15 protein-coding genes and 1 pseudogene are annotated in these 20668 nt (G+C 43.9%); 7 read left to right on the forward strand and 9 right to left on the reverse strand.

The window, feature by feature from the left end; all coding sequences use genetic code 11:
• Positions 1-64 precede the first annotated feature (64 nt).
• Both moeB and moeA read right to left on the reverse strand, forming a co-directional pair.
• Positions 65-820, reverse strand: coding sequence for a molybdopterin-synthase adenylyltransferase MoeB (gene moeB, locus PSI14_RS06160; protein WP_273575026.1), 756 nt, complete (start codon positions 818-820; stop codon positions 65-67).
• A gap of 12 nt (positions 821-832) precedes the next feature.
• Entirely contained in the window at positions 833-2089 is a 1257-nt protein-coding gene (moeA, locus tag PSI14_RS06165) for a molybdopterin molybdotransferase MoeA (RefSeq protein WP_273575027.1), read from the reverse strand.
• 245 nt (positions 2090-2334) lie between these two features.
• Between moeA and PSI14_RS06170 the strand changes: the two genes are divergently transcribed.
• From PSI14_RS06170 to yeiB, 3 genes are all read left to right on the forward strand, one after another.
• Positions 2335-3519 (forward strand): YbfB/YjiJ family MFS transporter, encoded by a 1185-nt coding sequence (locus PSI14_RS06170; RefSeq protein ID WP_273575028.1) that lies wholly within the window; start codon positions 2335-2337, stop codon positions 3517-3519.
• A gap of 234 nt (positions 3520-3753) precedes the next feature.
• Entirely contained in the window at positions 3754-4422 is a 669-nt protein-coding gene (gene folE / locus PSI14_RS06175) for a GTP cyclohydrolase I FolE (RefSeq protein WP_273575030.1), read from the forward strand.
• A 57-nt stretch (positions 4423-4479) separates the two neighbouring features.
• Complete coding sequence (yeiB, locus tag PSI14_RS06180) at positions 4480-5643, forward strand: DUF418 domain-containing protein YeiB (protein WP_273575031.1); 1164 nt, start codon at positions 4480-4482, stop codon at positions 5641-5643.
• Positions 5644-5770: 127 nt separating this feature from the next.
• Here the strand turns inward: yeiB and sanA are convergent, their stop codons facing one another.
• From sanA to metG, 6 genes are all read right to left on the reverse strand, one after another.
• Positions 5771-6493 carry an outer membrane permeability protein SanA gene (gene sanA, locus PSI14_RS06185; protein WP_273575033.1) on the reverse strand — a complete coding sequence of 241 codons (723 nt, stop codon included), beginning with the start codon at positions 6491-6493 and terminating at the stop codon, positions 5771-5773.
• A 303-nt stretch (positions 6494-6796) separates the two neighbouring features.
• Complete coding sequence (locus PSI14_RS06190) at positions 6797-8494, reverse strand: NAD-dependent malic enzyme (protein WP_273575034.1); 1698 nt, start codon at positions 8492-8494, stop codon at positions 6797-6799.
• 227 nt (positions 8495-8721) lie between these two features.
• Positions 8722-9606: a cytidine deaminase gene (gene cdd / locus PSI14_RS06195; protein ID WP_273575036.1), complete on the reverse strand. Its 885-nt coding sequence runs from the start codon at positions 9604-9606 to the stop codon at positions 8722-8724.
• Positions 9607-9835: 229 nt separating this feature from the next.
• Complete coding sequence (locus tag PSI14_RS06200; RefSeq protein WP_273575037.1) at positions 9836-10531, reverse strand: CidB/LrgB family autolysis modulator; 696 nt, start codon at positions 10529-10531, stop codon at positions 9836-9838.
• Positions 10525-10947, reverse strand: coding sequence for a CidA/LrgA family protein (locus PSI14_RS06205; protein ID WP_273575038.1), 423 nt, complete (start codon positions 10945-10947; stop codon positions 10525-10527). The genes PSI14_RS06200 and PSI14_RS06205 overlap by 7 nt, the downstream gene beginning before the upstream one ends.
• Before the next feature lie 146 nt (positions 10948-11093).
• Positions 11094-13121 (reverse strand): methionine--tRNA ligase, encoded by a 2028-nt coding sequence (gene metG / locus PSI14_RS06210; protein ID WP_273575040.1) that lies wholly within the window; start codon positions 13119-13121, stop codon positions 11094-11096.
• Between the two features lie 179 nt (positions 13122-13300).
• On the opposite strand from metG, the gene apbC reads away from it, so the two are divergent.
• The 4 genes from apbC to asmA all read left to right on the forward strand — a co-directional run bounded on the left by apbC (position 13301) and on the right by asmA (position 18229).
• Complete coding sequence (gene apbC, locus PSI14_RS06215) at positions 13301-14413, forward strand: iron-sulfur cluster carrier protein ApbC (RefSeq protein ID WP_273575041.1); 1113 nt, start codon at positions 13301-13303, stop codon at positions 14411-14413.
• A 563-nt stretch (positions 14414-14976) separates the two neighbouring features.
• Entirely contained in the window at positions 14977-15618 is a 642-nt protein-coding gene (gene udk, locus PSI14_RS06220) for a uridine kinase (RefSeq protein WP_273575043.1), read from the forward strand.
• Between the two features lie 47 nt (positions 15619-15665).
• Positions 15666-16247, forward strand: coding sequence for a dCTP deaminase (dcd, locus tag PSI14_RS06225; protein ID WP_273575044.1), 582 nt, complete (start codon positions 15666-15668; stop codon positions 16245-16247).
• A gap of 113 nt (positions 16248-16360) precedes the next feature.
• Complete coding sequence (asmA, locus tag PSI14_RS06230) at positions 16361-18229, forward strand: outer membrane assembly protein AsmA (RefSeq protein ID WP_273575045.1); 1869 nt, start codon at positions 16361-16363, stop codon at positions 18227-18229.
• A gap of 255 nt (positions 18230-18484) precedes the next feature.
• On the opposite strand, the pseudogene PSI14_RS06235 reads toward asmA, so the two are convergent.
• Positions 18485-20668: pseudogene (locus PSI14_RS06235) on the reverse strand (hypothetical protein); the annotation flags it as partial.

Consider the following 20668-nt stretch of genomic DNA (forward strand, 5'->3'; position numbering starts at 1 on the left):
TCCATCCATCGTCTTTCAAGTTGCAGCTTTGTTGGCTGCATCTTGAAATTCACAGGGGAAATGCTCAATGAATCCGACAAATCTCACATTGAGGATCTTTAGGCAATTTTATTTCACGAAATTGCATTGTCATGGCATCGAATAGTATCACCTTACCATGACAACTTTTTCCATATTGAGTCAGTAGCTTAATTGTCTCCATCGCTTGTAAGGAGCCGATAGTTCCTACTAGCGGTGCCATTACCCCCGCCTCAACGCAAGTCAGACTGTTTTCACCAAATAATCGGCTCAGGCAGCGATAACATGGCTCTTCCGGTTGGTAAGTAAAGACAGAAAGCTGGCCTTCCATACGAATGGCTGCACCAGAAACCAATGGTATTTTATGTCCATGACACAGATGATTGAGTTGTTCGCGGATGGCAACGTTATCTGTACAGTCGAGCACAATTTTATGTTGGCTGATTAATTCATCTAATGCCGGGTCATCTAATAGCCCTTCTATAGGGTTGATGGTAATGTGTGGATTAATTTCCCGCAGGGTCAGTGCCGCAGAATGCACTTTTGCCATACCAATGCGCTCATCGCGGTGGAGAATTTGCCGTTGCAGATTAGAAAGGGAAACTGTATCAAAATCCAGCAGGGTAATTGTTCCAAGGCCAGCCGCAGCAAGATATTGGGAAGCCGCACAACCGAGGCCTCCTGCACCAACTATCAGCACCTTGGCAGATTTTAGTTTTTCCTGCCCGTCGAAATCGAAACCACGCAAGACAATTTGTCGGTTATAACGCAAGGTTTCTTCATCGGTAAGTTCGATAGTCATTGTTTTATTATCTTATTGATTTTTCAGTAAGTGGTTGAAAAATTCGATTTGTACTGTTTCACCCGCTGCGATGTGCCCACGTTCCCGCTCCAAGACGATAAAACAGTTACCGAGACTATAGGAACTAAAGATATGGGAACCCTGATGTCCTGTGGTTTGTACCTCTAGTTCCCCATTTTTATTGATGGCAGCGATACCGCGTTGGAAATCCAATCTGCCGGGGGATTTTTTCAATGGTGTTGTCGTCTTGGCTGTCAGGCGCATTGGTGGTCGCCATGCGGTGAAACCCGATAGGTGCGCAATCAACGGTTGTACCAATTGATAGAATGTGAGCACGGCAGAAACAGGATTGCCCGGCAAGCCGCAGAACCAGGCATTCTCCAATTTACCAAAGGCAAAAGGTTTACCGGGTTTAATGGCGAGTTTCCAAAAACTGATTTTTCCTACTTCATCTAAAATCTGTTTGGTGTAATCCGCTTCACCAACAGAAACGCCACCGCTGCTGATCACTAAATCAGCTTGTTTATCCGCTTCAATAAAGGCTTGCCGCAAGGTATCAGGGTCATCGCGGATCACGCCCAAATCGATAACTTCACAGTCCAGTTTTTCCAACATAATACGAACAGCAAATCGGTTGGTATCGTAAATTTGCCCTGCTTGTAAGGGTTCTCCGATGGCCTGCAACTCGTCACCGGTAGAAAAAATAGCCACTTTCAGTTTGCGGACAACATCAACCGTTGCAATGCCGAGTGAAGCAACCAGCGGTAATTGTGCAGTGGAAAGCTTGATTCCTTGTGGCAGTACCACTGCATTTTGGGTGATATCTTCCCCAATGGTACGAATGTTTTGCCCCTGTTTTACCGGATGTGTGAAGCAAACTCCCGTTTCAGTGACCTCAGTTTGCTCTTGCATCACAACGGCATCGGCGCCAGAAGGAATGGGGGCACCAGTCATAATGCGGATGCAACTGCCAGTTGGCCATTCCCCTTGAAATGGCACACCAGCCAGCACTTTTCCTGCCACTGGCAAGATCTGATTTTCATTAAGATCGGCAAGACGGACAGCATAACCATCCATTGCTGAATTATCAAAAGGGGGGACGTTGATCGGGGAAATGATATCAGTAGCAGTAATTCTACCCGTGGATTCGGTCAGATTAATAGTTTCTGTCGTTACCAGAGGGATAGCAGTCAGGGGGACGGTTTGTGCCAGTAATTTTTCTAATGCCTGTTCAAGTGAGATTAAGCCTGAAGTATGACAGTGATCCATAAGAAACTCCCTATATGCCGCACATTGCGGTTATCACAGATTGTGGACAATTATTTATTCTTTAAGCATTTATTTTTGAAACACCTATTCTGCATTGAATGCATTATGGCAAAGATTACGTTGATGGGAAATGTCGATGGCGGTAAAGAAAAAGGGAGTTAAGAAAATATATATATTATATTTATGATTTGTTATAAATGAATAAAGCCTTCTAAAACAACTAATTCCATTACTATTTAATCACTATGAAAAATCAAATTGTTGCACCTCAGAGTCGTAACTATCAAGCTTTTCAGATTGCATTAAGCGGTTTTCTCGCTTTGGTTGTAGCAATGGGGATAGGACGTTTTACTTTTACCCCACAAGTTCCATTGATGATTGCAGAATCCCAACTCACATTAACAGGGGCGGGAATCGTCGCAGCATTCAATTATCTCGGTTATCTGGCGGGTTCTTATGATGCAATGCGGGCACAGCGTTGTGTGGAATACCGCTTGTGGAGCGGGTTATGGGGAGCGGTAATTATCACCTTGCTTTCTGCATTGTTGGATGGGCCGATATTACACAGTATTGCCCGTTTTTTTATTGGCTGGGCAAGTGGTTGGTCATTGGTATTGGTAGCTGCATGGACAAATGAGGAATTGGGAAGATTGAACCGCCCAGGATTGAGTGCGGCTGTTTTTTCGGGGCCAGGAATCGGGATCTTTATCAGTGGCATACTGGCAATTGGAATCCAATCTTGGCAGATGAGCGCAGCCAGTGCATGGATGCTATATGGTATTTTGGCGCTGCTGTTCAGTATTTATGTTAGCTGCCATCTGCCCCGCAGTGGTGAATTGCATCGTCCGCAAACTGCGATCCAAGCCCTGAGCCTAACACCGGAAATCAAGCGATTGGTGTGGAGTTATAGTCTGGCTGGATTTGGTTATATTTTGCCTGCGACATTTCTTTCTCAAATAGCGACAGCGCGTTTTCCCGATAGCTTGTTTGCTCAATTTGTCTGGCCAATATTTGGTGGTGCATCGGTCATTGGCATTATGCTGGGAATTTTGCTGCGTAATGTATCAACACCTCAAACCCGTTTGGCGATTACGTTATGGCTTCAGGCGTTGGGCATTTTGATTGCGGAAATGTTGCCGGGTATTAGTGGCTTGATGATTGGTGCATTGCTGGTAGGCGGCGGATTTATGTGTGTGGTACAGCTGGCTTTGCAATATGGTCGTGAATTGGCTCCCAATCATGCCCGTTATATGGCAGGACTGTTGACCACAGGCTATGCGCTGGGGCAGTTGGTAGGGCCAATGTTATCCGCTGTTTCGACATGGCTGACAGGTAAATTGGAACCTGCTTTGTATGTCGCATTTATTGGATTGCTTATTGCCGGGTTATTGGTATTTTATCGCCCCAATACTCGTCGTGAATCACTCTGATCTGGGTGATTGATGATGTACAGGTATAACAGGTATAGTTGTGCGCACATACGGTATGTGCGTAAAACGGTCTGTGTAAAACCGTATGCGTAAAACCGTATTCGTAAAACAGATATCGTGTGGTGTTATATTCACTGATATGTTCATAAAATAAACGTCCCAATTTTCTGTCAGTTAACCGAAAGTCAATTAACAGAGAGTCAATTAACGGAAAGTATTACCTTGGAGAAACTGATGTCATCCCTAAGTACAGAAGCTGCGCTGGTGCATTCGGCGCTGATTGCCCGTGGTCTTGAAACCCCATTGCGTGAACAAACTTTGGAGCCAGAGGTGCGTAAAGTGCGCATTGAGGAACACATGACTGAAATCATGAAGCTGTTGAATCTCGATCTAAGTGATGACAGCTTGGCGGATACGCCGGCCCGTATAGCGAAAATGTATGTGGATGAAATATTCTCAGGATTGGATTATAACAATTTTCCCAAAATTACGCTGATAGAGAACAAAATGAAAGTGGATGAAATGGTAACAGTGCGTGACATTACGATGACCAGTACTTGTGAACACCATTTTGTCACTATTGATGGCAAAGCCACGGTTGCTTATATCCCTAAGGATAAAGTGATTGGCTTGTCGAAAATTAATCGCATCGTCCAGTTTTTTGCGCAGCGCCCACAGGTGCAGGAGCGTTTGACACAGCAAATCCTGATTGCACTACAAACGCTGCTTGGCACGAATAATGTTGCTGTTTCCATTGATGCTGTCCATTACTGCGTGAAAGCGCGCGGTATCCGCGATGCGACCAGTACTACAACGACGACTTCTCTGGGAGGGTTATTTAAAACTAGTCAGAATACACGGCAGGAATTCTTACGAGCCGTACGTCATCTGCATTTATCATGATGAATTTCTATTTCTATTTCTATTTCTATTTCTATGGAGCGTAATTTGAATGAGGTAATGAGTAAGAGAATTGAGGCAATTGATAGTTTACGTGGTTTTGCCATTTTGGGGATATTGTTGCTGAATATTTTCTCTTTTGCCTTACTATCTGAAGCTGGTCTGGGGCCGTTTTATAAAGATTCAGTCCCATTTTCTGATGTGGCGATATGGTCTGTTTTAAACATCTTTGCTGAGGGAAAATTTCGGTTCATCTTGACATTGTTGTTTGGGGCATCACTTGAATTGCTTCGGCAGCGTGGGCGTGATGGAAATATTTCCAGATTACTGGTTTTGGTTGTTATTGGTTTATTGCACGGAGCTTTGCTGTGGGAAGGCGATATTTTGTTGTCATATGGCATTGCTGGCTTACTGGCATGGTATTTTATCAATACTCGCCAAAAATTATTTGGTAAAGCGGTTATTTTCTATTTATTCGGTGTGATGATGCTTTGTCTTCTATTGTTCTTTTTTATAGAGGAAGGTTATTCAATCTGGCAGATGCAGGCTACACCGGAAGATATCCTTTATGAAAGCTACTGGAAAACGTATGGCGGATTATGGGCCATAGAACACCGCATTCATGAAATAGGTGGGGTGGTGGTTATGGTCATTGTGCAATACGGTTGGCAAATAGTGGGTACTATGCTTTGTGGTGCAATGTTAATGCGTAACGGCTGGTTGAAAGGGGAATTTAGTCGTAGGCATTACCGCCAATTGGCATTATGCCTAATTCCTGCTGGTATGGCGATTCAATGTATTGCATTGTCGATACGATATTTAGGTCACGACAATTATTCTGTATTACCGGCTATCTTCAATACCATTCCTGAATTGGCAATACCGTTGTTTGGACTGGGTTATATCGCGTTGATTTATGGATTTTGGTCTGCCATTTCGTGCTGGAGAATCACTTTTTGGCTCCGGCAGGTCGGAAGAATGGCACTGAGTAGTTATTTGTTGCAAACATTGATTTGTACCACGATTTTTTATCGCTTTGGGTTATTTGAGCAGTTTAGCCGTTTGGAGTTGATGGCATTTATTCCCTTTATTTGGGCATTGAATATCGGGTTTGCTTGCTGGTGGTTGAAACGTTATTCTCAAGGGCCAATGGAAAAGCTCTGGCGCAGTTTAACAGCAAAATTGGCGAGTTTGGCAGGTAAAGTTGCAGGAAGTAAGGCTTAAGGGAAATACTTTGCCAATAGTTCTAAATCTAATAGATTTCAAGTTGCAGTTTTGCAGGTGAACTGCAACTTGAAAGATTTAGGGCATAAAACTGTTTAAACAGATCGTATTGATTTGTTGTCCATTTTTATTTCTTGTGTGATTTTCTTTCTAATTCCTGTAACTCTTCCGGTGATACCGCAGGATACCCTTGTATTCCTGTTGGTACGGTATGTTGGATAGGAATGGATTCTGGTTTACCTAAATAGCGAGGCTCGCGCTTTAAAATATAGAGATCAGTCAAAGCACCGAGACGTGCCAATACTTCTCTGGAACGAACCATCATCATATTTTTAGGGGAGGGAACGGCATAACACTGTGCTTCTATGTTTGAATACATGGCAATAAACACAGCTCGTTCACAATGGAAACGCTGAGTGATAATAGTAAAATCGTCGGTATTGAACACTTTTTGGGTTCTGACAATCGAGTCCAATGTCCTGAAACCTGCAAAATCCATGACAATTCTGCTGGCCGGAACTCCTGCCTTGATCAAATCTGTCCTCATAGTCAGTGGCTCATTATAACTTTGTTGAGAGTTATCCCCACTCAATAGCAAATATTTAATTTTTCCACTGTTATAAGCGTTAACAGCACCTTGGATTCGGTAGAAATAATATTGATTATATCTGCCGCCTTTATAATATTTGGATGTGCCAAGTACTATACCGACTTTTCGCTCAGGAAGTTGCCTGAGATCATCAAAAATGTAAGGAGAGGTTTTCCAGCCAATCCAACGATCAAGCATAATAGCTGTCAGAATAAGGACAGCTATGATAAAAATGAGGCCAGTAATCAAGCGCTTCAACATGATTTTTGTTTGCCTTATATGTGCTGATGAGCTAATGCCCTAAAGGCTACTTTACTTGAAATACCGAAGCAAGTTTTCAATGAGTGATATCAGAACTACAGAAATATAAATATTATATTAATGTCTGTTTAATCTTTTACAGTTCATAAAAATTAAAGTTAATGACAAACAAGGTCTTTGGAAAAATAATTCATCACCTTACCTGACTCTTTTATTATGAAAGCTCGGAGTGAAGATACCACCACCTTTCATTTGGGAAACTAAAGCCTGCCAATAACATTGGCAGGCTTATTACGAATATTATCAGAATGAAGTGCGCTTATAGACGCGATATTCTGGTTTCCAGAAATTGCGCTCAATGGCTTCATCCAATGCATCTTCCGATGTAACAATCGCTACACCTTGAATTTGGGCTTTTTTTGCCACTTCTTTGGCTATTTTACGGGAAACATCTTGGATATCATCAATCAGCGGCAACAATGGGCCAGAGCCTGTTTGCGCCAGCGGTGAACAATCCGCCAATGCGCGGCTGGCAACCATCAACATATCATCTGTAACACGTTTAGCACCGGAAGCGATAACGCCTAACCCGATCCCCGGGAAGATATAGGAGTTGTTGCATTGTGCGATGGGGTATTCCTGACCGTTATATTTTACTGGTACGAATGGGCTTCCTGTAGCAACCAGCGCTTTGCCATCCGTCCATTTGATGATGTCTTCCGGACGAGCTTCCACACGTGATGTCGGATTGGATAGCGGCATCACGACCGGACGTTCACAATGTTTATGCATTTCACGGATGATCTCTTCAGTGAACAGACCTGATTGACCAGAAACACCAATCAAGACAGTAGGCTTGGCGTTGCGAACCACGTCCATCAATGAGAGGGAATCATTGGCGACATCCCACGATTGCAGGACAGAGCTTTTTTGTACCAACGCACTTTGGAAATCCAGTAAGTTTGGCAGTTTGTCTGTCAGGAGACCAAAGCGATCAACCATGAACACACGGGCATGAGCCTGCTCATCACTCAATCCTTCAGATTTCATTTGGGCAATGATCTGCTCTGCAATACCACAGCCAGCAGAGCCGGCACCAAGGAATGCCACAGTTTGATCTTTCAATTGGCGGCCTGCGGCACGGCTGGCTGCAATCAGGCTACCCAAGGCAACGGATGCGGTGCCTTGGATGTCATCATTGAAGCAACAAAGTTCATTGCGATAGCGGGTTAACAGCGGCATGGCGTTATTCTGGGCAAAATCTTCAAATTGCAGCAGTACGTTAGGCCAGCGACGCTTCACTGCCTGAATAAATTCATCCACAAATTCATCGTACTCTTTGCCAGTAATGCGTGGATGGCGCCAGCCCATGTACAGTGGATCATTTAGGCGTTGTGGGTTGTTTGTCCCTACATCCAGAACCACGGGCAAGGTGTAAGCAGGGCTTATTCCACCACAGGAGGTATACAGTGACAGTTTACCGATAGGAATACCCATGCCCCCGATTCCCTGATCCCCCAGACCAAGAATGCGCTCACCATCAGTAACAACGATAACTTTGACATTCTGCTTGGTTGCATTTTGCAGCATGTCATCAATGTACGCTTTGTTTGGGTAGGAGATAAACAGACCACGGGCACGGCGGTAAATATCAGAAAAATGTTCACACGCTTCACCAACGGTTGGTGTGTAGATAATAGGCATCATTTCGCTGAGGTGGGCGTCAAGGAGTCGGTAGAACAACGTTTCGTTGGTATCCTGAATATTCCTTAAATAAATGTGTTTATCGGCGTCATTTTTGAAATCGCGGTATTGACGATAGGCGCGTTCGGCCTGCTCTTCTATTGTTTCAACGGCCTGCGGCAATAAGCCATGCAAGTTGAAATTACTGCGTTCTCCTTCTGTAAAGGCACTGCCTTTATTCAACAGAGGAAATTCCAACAAGATAGGACCAGCGTAGGGAATATAGAGAGGACGTTTACTTTCGTGTTCTAGTTCCATGATGCTTACTCTTTGAACTTATCAATAACAAAATCGGCTACAGATCCTAAGAAGATAAAAAAAATAAGTACAGTAAATGTTACTTAAATATGATTATCATGAGTAAAAATGAGAGATAACATACAGAATTGGCTAATTAAATGTTATTGAGTTTTTTCATTTCACCCCTCTTGGAGGATATTGAGGGGGAGATTGCCATTTTGTTAAGTCACTACTCTTTTCTTATTTTAAAATGTGTGCCGCTGTACTTTTGTGCAACCAAGAGCGGTTAATGTGGACTCTGTAGCATTCCATTGTGATAAATGGTTATTTTCGCTTTCCACCAAGACGGCTCGTTTGATGGATTGACAATTACCGCGAGCCATATTCATGAATATCAGCGCTGCCTGTAATGGTGGCAAGCTTGGGTTGAATGCGGCATTTTCCGCATAACGGCCAGTATAAATTTTCCCTTGTTCATCCTGTAGAGCAACCCCTGAGTGGGATTGGCTATAAGGTGCATGGCTACGGTTTGCCGCATCCAAGGCAGCTTGTACCAATTCGTCACTGATAGCCAGTTGATAGCCATGATTAACTGTATCCAGCAGCAATGGTGTATCGGTTAGATCTCGTGGGCCAAAGGCTTCTGGCAGGTAGTCGGCCAGCGTTAATCTTGGACGGTTGGGGAGGTAAATTTCCAGTTGCGTTCCACTATTCAGTTCATTCATAAATTGCCGGCAATGACCGCAAGGCGAATAGTTGATAGTGATGGAAACCAACTTTTTCTCACCACGTAACCAAGCATGTGTTATGGCTGATTGTTCTGCGTGGACAGTTTGCTGTAATGGCACTCCGGTGAATTCCATATTGGCACCGAAATAGAGATTGCCACTTTCTCCCCGTGCAATTGCACCAACGTAAAAATGGGAGATAGGAGCAAGGGAACAGGCCGCAGCAAGTGGTAATAAAGCCAATGCCAGTGCCTGATCATCAAATTCGCTGATCTGTTTGATTGATTCCACTTGCTCTGCTGTCAGCATGGCTGGAAAATCGTCGTTGCCAATATAAGGTAATAGGGCCTTTTGCAGTTTAGGCGTGATTTCTGACCAAATAGCGTGAAAACGAGCTTGCATAGAATGATCTCCAAATTAGTTGAAGGTCATTCTAGGACGTCTATTCAGATTTGTAATGTGATAAAGGCCATATAATCAATGAAATTTGTGTAATAAAGATATTATCTTAGTGATTTATATCAAATTTTCACTACCCTGATAAATACGCTTACCTTTTTGTTACAGTTTTACAACGAATAAAACCATCTCAAGCCATTACTGTTGATCGGAATAGTTATTAATAAAATGATTAACCAAACAGATGCAGCAATATCGGAAATAGAAAAGGCGCGATCAGTGAGGTAATAATGCCGCAGGTCATTAAGGCCAGTGAACTGTATGCCCCTTCAATGTGATTCATTTCCGCACAGCGGGCTGTTCCCAACGCATGGGCAGCAGTACCCATTGCCAACCCTCGTGAAGCCTGAGTTTTTATTCTTAGCATGTTAAATAGATTGTGACCAAAGACTGCGCCAAAAATACCTACCGCAATGACACAAGCTGCGCTGATGGCAGGAATTCCACCTATGGAATCGGCCACAGCCATGGCTATTGGGGTGGTTACAGATTTAGGTAGAACAGAGGCTGCAATTTCAGGCGTTGCACCTGCCCATAATGCAATAGCTGTTCCCGTGACCATTGCGACAATGCTGCCAATAAAACAAATACTAATAATTGATTTCCACTGAGCACGGATTTGATGGAGTTGTTCATACAGAGGGAAAGCTAAGGCAACAACGGCAGGTTGCAGCAAATCGTTCAATATCCGGCTGCCAGAAAAATAGTGTTTGTAAGGTGTATGAGTCATGAGCAGCAAGGGAATGATAACAGCCATTGATATCAATAACGGATTGAATATAGGCAGTTTGAGTCGCATTGATAGTTTCTTAGCAAAGTAAAAGACAATCAGAGTTAATGGCAGTGACCACCAAATATGGCTTAACATTTTTTTTTCTCTTCCGATTCTTGTGGCTTAGTACCGATAATAACGCGTTCACGATGAATATAGTGGGAACTGTAAGCAACGATAACCATGATAATAACGGTACTCACGATACAAGAAAGGAGAATTGGAAACATCTGTTGGCTAAGTTGTGAATAATAATCCATGATTCCCACGCCGATGGGCAAAAAGAGCAATGTCATGTTTTTCATCAGCAGGCTACAGCTTGGTTTCACCCAGTGTGAGGGAATAATTTGGAATGCAAGTAAACAAAACAGAAGAAGTAAGCCAATAATGCTACCGGGGAGAGAGAAGGGAAGTAGTGCTGAAATGATATTCCCCGCGATCAGACACAAATAGAGCAGCGCGAATGCGCGCAGATATTGCCAGCCTATCATCAGCACATTTTGGAAAGACATAATCAATAATTCCTCAATATAACGAGAGTTTTATCATACGACTAACGTTGTAAATGTGCCATACATCACATTAAAAAGCGGGCTTTTTTTGAGCCCGCTTTATTATCTGGTTGATAATATTAATATCTTTTCAAGAAATACAATTATTATTTAACCTGCATACCCGGTTGAGCACCGCTGTCTGGGCTTAACAGGAAAATATCTTTTCCACCCGGGCCTGCTGCCATTACCATGCCTTCTGAAATACCGAAACGCATTTTGCGTGGTGCGAGGTTGGCAACCATTACTGTCAGACGATTTTCCAGCGCTTTTGGATCAGGATAGGCTGAACGAATACCGGAGAAAACTTGGCGAGTTTCACCACCGAGATCAAGAGTCAGCTTCAACAGCTTATCTGAACCTTCGACAAAATCAGCCTGTTTGATCAATGCGATTCGCAGGTCAACCTTGGCAAAGTCATCAAATGCGATAGTGTCCTGAATCGGCTCATCGGCTAATGGGCCTGTCACGGTTTTTTGTGGTTCGATGCTCTCTTTTGAGTCAGCGACCATTGCTTCAACTTTAGCCATCTCAATACGATTGAACAGTGCCTTGAATGGTGAAACATCATGGTTCAACAGAGGTTGTTGGATTCCATCCCAAGTCAGTTCAGTATTCAGGAAAGCTTCTGCACGCGCAGTCAGGCCTGGAAGCACGGGTTTCAGGTAAGTCATCAGTACGCGGAACAGGTTAATGCCCATTGAGCAGATAGCTTGCAGATCAGCGTCGCGGCCTTCTTGTTTCGCCACAACCCACGGTGCTTGCTCATCAACATAGCGGTTGGCAAGATCGGCCAGTGCCATAATTTCACGGATTGCCTTGCCGAATTCACGGTTGGTAAAGTCTTCCGCAATAACTTGTGCTGCATCGACAAACTTCTGGTACAGCGCAGGATCAGCGAGCTGGTCTGCCAGTTTGCCCCCGAAGCGTTTATTGATGAAGCCCGCATTGCGTGAAGCAAGGTTAACCACCTTGTTAACGATATCGCTGTTTACTCGCTGAACAAAATCTTCCAGATTCAGATCGATATCATCAATACGGGAAGAGAGCTTCGCCGCGTAGTAATAACGCAGGCAATCTGCATCAAGGTGTTTCAGATAGGTATCAGCCTTGATGAAGGTTCCACGGGACTTGGACATCTTCGTGCCGTTAACTGTGATGTAACCGTGGACAAACAAGTTAGTTGGCTTACGGTAGTCGCTACCTTCCAACATGGCCGGCCAGAACAGGCTGTGGAAATAAACGATGTCTTTGCCAATGAAATGGTAGAGATCCGCTTTGGAATCTTTCGCCCAGAACTCATCGAAATTCAGGTCATCACGTTTATCACACAGATTTTGGAATGAACCCATATAACCAATTGGGGCATCCAGCCAGACATAGAAATATTTACCCGCTTGATCTGGGATTTCAAAGCCAAAATAAGGCGAATCACGGGTGATATCCCACTGTTGCAGACCAGATTCGAACCATTCCTGCATTTTATTTGCCACTTGTTCCTGCAAGGTGCCGGAACGAGTCCATTTTTGCAGCATATCGCTGAAAACAGGAAGATCGAAGAAAAAATGCTCTGTATCACGCATTTGTGGTGTTGCACCAGAGACAACGGAGCGAGGGTTGATCAGTTCTGTTGGGGAATAGGTCGTTCCACAGACTTCACAGTTATCGCCATACTGATCTTCTGCCTTACATTTCGGACAGGCACCTTTGACAAAACGGTCTGGTAGGAACATTCCTTTTTCTGGATCATACAATTGAGAAATTGTCCGGTTTTTAATGTAACCGTTCTTTTTCAGTTCCAGATAAATTTTGGAGGCAAGTGCTCTGTTCTCTTCGCTATGCGTAGAGTGGTAATTATCGTAGCTAATGGCAAAACCGGCAAAATCCTGCTGATGCTCTAAGTTCACCTTGGCAATCATCTCTTCTGGTGAGATCCCAATCTGTTGGGCTTTCAGCATGATTGGTGTACCGTGGGCATCGTCGGCACAGACAAAGTGAACCTCTTTGCCGCGCATTCGATGATAACGAACCCAAATATCAGCCTGAATGTGTTCCAGAATATGACCGAGATGAATTGGACCGTTAGCATAAGGTAACGCACAGGTCACCAATAATTTGTTCGCGACTTGAGACATAGTTAGGATCTGACTTCCATAAAATTAAAAGGGTTTTTGATGTTACCTGATAAGAAGCGTTGTCGCTAGGGTAACGCGAGATCTTCATCACTTTTACGTTGCCTTATCCGAAGTCGTGAGCTTCTGTTATGATGGCTGAACAGTTTTAGGTTGAAAAAGATAAATCAAAAGGAGCCGGGATGAACTTACAATCCCCCGAGCAGACCAATCCTGACCTGCTGAAAGAACATGTTGCGAAAATATTGGCAACTTTCAAACATCCGACATTAGAGCGAGATTTGATTGCCCTGAAAGCATTGCATCACTGCACCATACTGGATGGGATACTGCATATTGAATTAATCATGCCTTTTGTCTGGAAACGCGCTTTTGAAGTATTGAAGAAAGAAATAACCCAACCTCTGCAATCCGCGACGGGAGCAAAATCCGTTGAATGGCGATTAACCCTCAATATCAGCACATTGCGCCGGGCCAATAATTTGCCGGGCGTCAATGGCGTGCGCAATATTGTAGCAGTCAGTTCAGGAAAAGGCGGAGTGGGGAAATCCAGTACAGCGGTGAATCTGGCGCTGGCGTTGGCACAGGAAGGGGCTAAAGTGGGTATTCTGGATGCGGATATCTATGGCCCATCTATCCCCAACATGCTTGGTACAGCGAAAGAGCGTCCGACTTCCCCTGATGGTCAGCATATGGCACCAATTATGGTACACAGCATAGCAACCAACTCCATCGGCTATCTTGTTACTGATGATAACGCGATGGTCTGGCGTGGCCCGATGGCAAGCAAAGCCTTGATGCAGATGCTGCAAGATACACTGTGGCCGGATCTGGATTATCTGGTGATTGATATGCCACCGGGAACAGGGGACATTCAGTTAACGCTGTCCCAGAATATTCCGGTGACAGGTGCGTTGGTTATTACTACGCCGCAGGATATTGCCTTGATCGACGCGATGAAAGGCATCGTCATGTTCCAGAAGGTCAATGTGCCAGTGTTGGGCATTATTGAGAACATGAGCACCCATATTTGCAGTAACTGCGGTCATCATGAACCGATTTTCGGTACGGGTGGGGCAGAAAAGCTGGCAGAAAAATATGATTGTCAATTATTGGGGCAGATCCCGTTGCATATCTCATTGCGTGAAGATCTCGATCGTGGTGAACCAACGGTGAGCAGTCAACCAGACAGTGAATTTGCAGATATTTATCGTGAAATTGCTGACAATATTTCTGCGAAGATGTATTGGCAGGGTGAAAAAATCCCAACTGAAATTTCCTTCCGCGCAGTTTGATTTGAGTAGTCATTTAATCACCTGTGTAACTAATATACGATAAACGCCGTTTTGGTTAATGATTTTTGCGGGACGGCGTTTTCTTAGATTGATTTAAATATTATTTAATTTAATTAAATATCTTCTGGTGTTTTGTCTTGTGGCAGTACCTTGGCGTTCACCGTTTCAAAATGTATTTTGCCCACCTTAAAGAAACTTATGTATAGCTTCAGGGCGTAAGAGCGCATCAGTAGGATAAGGGATCAAGTTCCTTACAGTTTTAAGAATACTTTTAAAAAATAGTTTTGGGGCTTTTAAGAATAGTTTTGGAGCTTTTAAGAATAGTTCTGAGAGCGCTTTTAGGTATAGCTTTGGTACTCGTATTTGAAAATTACTGATAGAGTATCCTCCATTTAAAGCATAAAGTTGCGGGATTTTTATGCGAATCGTATCGAAAAAAACGAGACTTATCTTGTTTACTCTGGAATAGAAGTCATTAACTCCCTATAATCCGCCAAACATGGTATTAGCGAATACTATGTTCCCACTTTATTTTTTTCTTTTTTAACCAGGTTATTTCTACTATGGCTGATGAAGCACATAAGTGTACAATCGTAGGTATTTCAGGTGCCTCTGCCTCAGGCAAAAGCCTTATCGCCAACACGATTTATAGAGAATTACGGGCTCAGGTTGGTGATCACAATATCGGTGTTATTCCAGAAGATTGCTATTATAAAGATCAAACCAATACCCCGATAGAAGAGCGTTATAAAGTTAATTATGATCATCCAAGCTCAATGGATCACAGTTTACTGTTTGAGCATCTTCAGGCATTGAAAGCCGGAAATTCCATCAAACTGCCGCAATATGACTACGTCGAGCACACCCGCAAACCTGAATCCATTCATTTTAAACCGAAAAGAGTCATTATTCTTGAAGGTATTCTACTATTAACGGATAAGCGTTTGCGTCAAGAACTGGATTTCTCCATTTTTGTCGATACACCACTGGATATCTGTTTGATGCGCCGCATTAAGCGTGATGTGAATGAACGCGGACGCTCATTGGATTCCGTTATAGAACAGTATAAAAAAACCGTACGTCCAATGTTCCTGCAATTTATCGAGCCATCAAAACAATATGCCGATATTATTGTTCCTCGTGGTGGGAAAAATCGCGTGGCCATTGATATCTTAAAAGCTAAGATTGGCCAATTTTACGAATAATCTGTTATTCAGGCATTCATAAGTATCATCGTATTTGAGAGGAAATAATGCGACTCTGTGACCGTGACATTATTAAATGGCTAGATGAAGGAAAGTTGGTAATTACCCCACGTCCCCCTGTTGAACGTATTAATGGGGCAACTGCTGATGTGTGCCTTGGGAATCAGTTTCGCGTTTTTCGTGGTCATACTGCTGCTTATATTGATTTGAGTGGCCCTAAGGCTGAAGTCAATGCGGCACTTGACCGTGTCATGAGCGATGAAATTACTTTGCCGGCGGGAGAAGCATTTTTCCTCCATCCTGGTGAATTGGCTTTGGCGGTAACGCTGGAATCTGTCACACTACCTGATAATTTAGTGGGGTGGTTGGATGGACGCTCATCTCTGGCGCGTCTTGGCCTGATGGTTCATGTGACTGCACATCGTATTGATCCGGGTTGGCAGGGGCAAATTGTTCTGGAATTCTATAATTCAGGCAAACTGCCTTTGGCTTTACGTCCTGGTATGGTTATCGGCGCATTGAGCTTTGAACCGCTTTCAGGTTCAGCTGAACGGCCTTATAACCGACGTCAGGATGCTAAATATAAAAATCAGCAGGGAGCCGTAGGTAGCCGCATCAGTGAGGATTAACCTTTTCTGGTAAAGCTTTCTGATGAAACTGGTTTTTTGGTGAAAATAGCCTTCTGGTGGAAATAGCCTTCTGGTGAAAATAGTCTTCTTGTGGACATGAGGCTGGGGAAGTCATGAAAAGATTGTTGACGACACTCGTTATTTTGTTGGTAGTCATTGTGACTGGCTTAACTGCACTGGTTATGTTGGTTAATCCAAACGATTTTCGTGGCTACATAGTTAAACAGGTACAAAAGAAGAGTGGTTACCAGCTCGTGTTCCGGGATGACTTACGTTGGCACGTTTGGCCAAAATTGAGCATTCTGACTGGTGAGATCTCTTTAACTGCCGAGAATGCTAAAGTACCGGCTATTGTGGCAGAAAATATGCGTTTGGATGTGGAGTTACTGCCACTGTTGTCTCATCAACTTTCAGTTAAAGAGGTGATGCTGAAAGCGGCTGTCTTGCGGCTCACTCCAGATAGCCAACCGAAAAAACAGCTTGAGGCCCCAATTGCACCAGAAAGCGATACCCACTATCCAATCATTGCGGGAACTCAGGCTTGGAAATTGGATATTGCCAGAATCAGGGTAGCGGATAGCTTATTGATCTGGCAATCCAATGAAAATTCCCAAATAAATGTCCGTGATATCAATTTATTGTTGGAACGAAGTGATCAGGATCACGTTGATCTTAGCCTCCGCAGTAAAATCAATAAAAACCAGCAAGAACTGTCATTTGAACTCCATTCATCAGTAGATATTTCTGATTACCCGCAGCAGCTAACGGCTGACATTGATTCCTTTGAATACCAATTACAGGGAATTGGGTTTCCGTCTACGGGTACCCAAGGGAAGGGGAGTGCCATAGTGAAATATCAGGCTTCACCTGAATCAATTTCGCTGCAAAAAATGGCATTGACGCTGAATGATGGAGATGAGCTTAAGGGGAATATTACTGCCATCCTGAAAGATAAGCCGCAATATTCCATCAACCTGTACTCGCCAAAGTTCAATCTGGATAATGTGCTGGGGTGGGAGGCTTTATCGAAAAAGACGCCACAGGAAAAACATGATTATCGGGTTGAAAATAATTCATTAAAACCGGTAATTGCGACATCAGTCTCGGCATTATCCAACTATGATCTTACATTTTTGCAAGGGTTTGATAGTGATATCTCGTTCACGGCGGATAAATTCATTTATCAGAGGATGGCTATTGATAATTTTGCTCTGAAAGCAGCCAATAACCGTGGCGTGGCGGAAATCACTAAATTAAGTGGCAACGTGTTTGGTGGATATTTTGCGCTACCGACATTGATTGATGCTACGGTTGTTCCTGCAAAACTGCACACAAAGCCGCGCTTGCAGAAGATTGAGATACAACCTTTGTTAAATGCACTGGCATTACCATTGATATTCAAGGGTCAGCTTAATGTAGACGGTGATCTTCTGGGGGAAGGTTATGACGAATATGCCATTTCTCATTATTGGCAAGGTGGTTTGAATATCGACCTGAAAAACGCGCGTCTGGAAGGGTTGAATATTCCTCAGCTTATTCAACAATCTTTTGCACGGGCAACAGATCAAGTTAGCCAACCCTCGAATACGGGTAACTTTACTGAAGCTACTAGTATGTTAGTGAAAGCACAATTGGATCGCGGTGAGGTTAAAATTAGTGAACTTGCAGCAACTTCAAGCATGTTCAATATTAAAGGGCAGGGAAAAGCCAATTTACTGAAACAGAACACCGATGTTTCATTATGGGTGCAATTGACCAATGGGTGGGGCAAACAGAACGAATTTGTCCGTCGCTTGGTGCAATTAAAAATCCCGCTGCGGGTTTATGGTGACTGGAATAACCTGCAATATAAGTTGAATGTGGAATCCATGTTACGTGATGAATTACAGCAGAAGGCCAAAAAATCTATCAGAGATTGGCTCGAAAATAACAGCGATAATAAAGATCTTAAGAAGCTAGAGGATCTACTGAATAAAAAGTAGGGTCAGCCATGTGGAGAGAGAAAATTTTCTGTGGTAGTTAAAATAGCTTCACGCTCATTGAGATGATCAACTCACCTTATTTGCTGATGGTTGCAGGAGTATTGGCACAAGAGGTGAGTACGATTGGGTTTATCAGCGGTCTCAGGTGATCGCCGAGGCGATCACCTGATTTATTGGGGTTTTAGAGAAACTATTCCATTTTACAATGCTGTTCCATTCTAAAATAATGAACTAGTGCTGAACTTACTGTTTCTGCTAATACCCTACAACCTGATAATAAAAATTTGGAACCCAACCCGTTTGAGGAGTCGTGACGGATATTGTCAATGTATCCTTAGACAATCCGATTCCATTTGAATTATCTCTCTGTATTTTGACATCAGCCAGATAACCGGGGCGTTGGTGATCAAAAGCATCCCCCACAATACTTGCCTGACATGAAATAATGCCATTTGGCAAAGCCGTAGGCAGTTTGATTTTGTAGAAGTGAGTATAGTAAGTCACTCCACCGATCACAGATTGGTTAAGTTCACCAATTGGTTCACTGGCAACGGCAAGCCCGTTGATCATGAATATCTCACCGATCTTGATGATGGTGTGCTCGTCCATGCTTCGGTGTGACTCAATACCTAATCCAACCAGATCACCTAAGCCTAAATTCCTCACAAAGGCCGGTTTATCTAGGATATCCGCCCCATTCTTACTTTTCTCCAGTCGGTTTTCAGCGTCAGCTTTAGCTGCTATCGCATTGACATTAGCATCATTCGCTAATTTCTCAGCTTTGCCAACGCGAGTATCAACTTCTACTTTGCCATAAGCTCCTACATCAGAGGCAGTAAGTCTAATATCGGTTAATAGGGCCTTGCCATTTACAGTGCGCGTGAGTGGTACTCGGCTATCCGCGTTGTTGTTAGCCTCATTTGCCAGATCGTTAACTTTTCCAACGTGAAGATCTACCTCTCCTTTGGTATAAGCATTTATATCAGATGCGGTCAATTTAATATCGGATAACAGAGCCTTGCCATTTATGGTACGGGTTAATGGAACCTTGCTGTCCGCATTGTTATTGGCTGCGTTTGCCTGATCTCTAGCTTCATCAATAAGGATGTCGATATGTGCCCTGTCATAGGTATCTACATCATTAGCAGTTAATGTAATATCTGCTACCAGCTCTTTACCATTCACCTTACGCGTTGATGGTACTCTGCTGTTAGCATCCTGAATGGCCGTGGTGGCGTTGTGATTGGCGGTTTCTGCCAGTTTATCCACTTTGCTGATACGGTTATCGATTTCTGCTTTATCGTAGGTATCAACATCTGCCGCCGTCAGTTGAATATCTACGGACAGCTCTTTGTCATTGACCTTGCGGGTTGATGGGACTTTGCTGTTGGCCTCCTGAATAGCTGAATTGGCGTTGCTATTGGCGGTTTCGGCCAGCTTGTCCACTTTGTCGATACGCTCATCAATCTCCACTTTATCGTAGGTATCAACATCCGCCGCGGTCAGTCGAATATCTACGGACAGCTCTTTGTCATTGACCCTGCGGGTTAATGGGACTTTGCCATTCGCGTCTTGAATGGCCTGATCAGCGTTCTTATCGGCGTGCTCAGCCAGAGTCCTAACGTCCTTGATCTGGCCGTCAGTTTCCTCTTTATTGTAGGCACCAATATCCGCCGCCGTCAGTTGAATATCTGCTGCCAACTCTTTGCCATTGACCTTGCGGGTTAATGGTACTCTGCTGTTGGCCTCCTGAATGGCCGTGGTGGCGTTATTACTGGCAATATTAGCCAGTTGTTGAACATTATCGACTTGTGTTTTGACGCCATTGATAAGGTCATCGATTTCTACTTTATCGTAGGTATCGACATCCGCTGCCGTCAGCTGAATATCGGCGGTCAGCTCCTTGTCATTGACCTTGCGGGTCAGGGGAACTTTGCTGTTCGCGTCTTGAATGGCCGTCGTGGCGTTGCTGTTGGCGGTGTCCGCCAGCTTATCCACTTTGCCGATACGCTCATCGATCTCCACTTTATTGTAGGTATCGACATCCGCCGCGGTCAGCTGAATATCGGCGGACAGCTCTTTGTCATTGACCTTACGGGTCAGGGGAACTTTGCTGTTGGCTTCCTGAATGGCTATGGTGGCGTTGCTGTTGGCGGATTCGGCCAGCTTGTCCACTTTGCTGATACGCTCATTGATCTCCACTTTATTGTAGGTATCGATATCTGCCGCTGTCAGTTGAATATCGGCGGTCAGCTCCTTGTCATTGACCTTGCGGGTTAATGGGACTTTGCTGTTGGCTTCCTGAATAGCTATGGTGGCGTTGCTGTTGGCGGATTCGGCCAGCTTGTCCACTTTGCTGATACGCTCATCGATTTCTGCTTTATCGTAGGTATCAACATCCGCCGCGGTCAGTTGAATGTCAGCGGACAGCTCCTTGTC

Source organism: Xenorhabdus anantnagensis, from assembly GCF_028598555.1.
Lineage (GTDB): Bacteria > Pseudomonadota > Gammaproteobacteria > Enterobacterales > Enterobacteriaceae > Xenorhabdus > Xenorhabdus anantnagensis.

What these genes read in the sequence shown, in the direction of transcription:
- udk (WP_273575043.1), top strand. Translation starts at nt 14,977, where the DNA reads ATGGCTGATGAAGCACATAAGTGTACAATCGTAGGTATTTCAGGTGCC.
- folE (WP_273575030.1), top strand. Translation starts at nt 3,754, where the DNA reads ATGTCATCCCTAAGTACAGAAGCTGCGCTGGTGCATTCGGCGCTGATT.
- apbC (WP_273575041.1), top strand. Translation starts at nt 13,301, where the DNA reads ATGAACTTACAATCCCCCGAGCAGACCAATCCTGACCTGCTGAAAGAA.
- yeiB (WP_273575031.1), top strand. Translation starts at nt 4,480, where the DNA reads ATGAGTAAGAGAATTGAGGCAATTGATAGTTTACGTGGTTTTGCCATT.
- moeA (WP_273575027.1), bottom strand. Translation starts at nt 2,089, where the DNA reads ATGGATCACTGTCATACTTCAGGCTTAATCTCACTTGAACAGGCATTA.
- metG (WP_273575040.1), bottom strand. Translation starts at nt 13,121, where the DNA reads ATGTCTCAAGTCGCGAACAAATTATTGGTGACCTGTGCGTTACCTTAT.
- cdd (WP_273575036.1), bottom strand. Translation starts at nt 9,606, where the DNA reads ATGCAAGCTCGTTTTCACGCTATTTGGTCAGAAATCACGCCTAAACTG.
- PSI14_RS06170 (WP_273575028.1), top strand. Translation starts at nt 2,335, where the DNA reads ATGAAAAATCAAATTGTTGCACCTCAGAGTCGTAACTATCAAGCTTTT.
- PSI14_RS06190 (WP_273575034.1), bottom strand. Translation starts at nt 8,494, where the DNA reads ATGGAACTAGAACACGAAAGTAAACGTCCTCTCTATATTCCCTACGCT.
- PSI14_RS06205 (WP_273575038.1), bottom strand. Translation starts at nt 10,947, where the DNA reads ATGTCTTTCCAAAATGTGCTGATGATAGGCTGGCAATATCTGCGCGCA.
- PSI14_RS06200 (WP_273575037.1), bottom strand. Translation starts at nt 10,531, where the DNA reads ATGTTAAGCCATATTTGGTGGTCACTGCCATTAACTCTGATTGTCTTT.
- moeB (WP_273575026.1), bottom strand. Translation starts at nt 820, where the DNA reads ATGACTATCGAACTTACCGATGAAGAAACCTTGCGTTATAACCGACAA.
- dcd (WP_273575044.1), top strand. Translation starts at nt 15,666, where the DNA reads ATGCGACTCTGTGACCGTGACATTATTAAATGGCTAGATGAAGGAAAG.
- sanA (WP_273575033.1), bottom strand. Translation starts at nt 6,493, where the DNA reads ATGTTGAAGCGCTTGATTACTGGCCTCATTTTTATCATAGCTGTCCTT.
- asmA (WP_273575045.1), top strand. Translation starts at nt 16,361, where the DNA reads ATGAAAAGATTGTTGACGACACTCGTTATTTTGTTGGTAGTCATTGTG.